The sequence below is a fragment of the Chromohalobacter sp. HP20-39 genome, from assembly GCF_033052815.1.
GTDB lineage: Bacteria > Pseudomonadota > Gammaproteobacteria > Pseudomonadales > Halomonadaceae > Chromohalobacter.
On record NZ_JAWHTP010000266.1, the window covers coordinates 1 to 380 of the forward strand.

Genomic DNA, 380 nt, shown 5'->3' on the forward strand with positions numbered 1-380 from the left:
GAAGCGCTGGGCCGCGCGCCGCACGATGAGGCGTTCCAGCTCGACGAGGCGGCCCTCGCGGGCGGCGGTCTCGAACAGCACCAGCGGCGAATGCAGCGGGCTGTCGGCCGGACCGCGGGTAAGGGCTTCGAAACCGAATATGACCGCCCGGTCGATGGCGACCAGCGGCTGAAAATGGACGTCAAACGCCTGCTGGTCGATCAGTCTTGCCAGCGCATCGGCCAGAGGATTGTTTGCGCGCTCGCGCATGGTGTGGGGGGGCTCCGCGTCAGGACGAGCCCGGGTCGGCTGGACAAGTCGTAACGACATTCTTCGAAGCCTGCGTGACATTCCGGTGACCGTGGGCGTTTGTGTCGGGGTCCGGGCAAATTTGTCACAAC

Annotated in this window: 1 protein-coding gene; it reads right to left on the bottom strand. The window is 65.8% G+C overall.

Translation table 11 applies throughout. From position 1 onward, the window contains the following. On the bottom strand, window positions 1-249 hold a 249-nt coding region (locus RVY79_RS17920), incomplete at its 3' end, for an EAL domain-containing protein (protein ID WP_317465865.1). Between the last annotated feature and the right edge of the window lie 131 nt (window positions 250-380).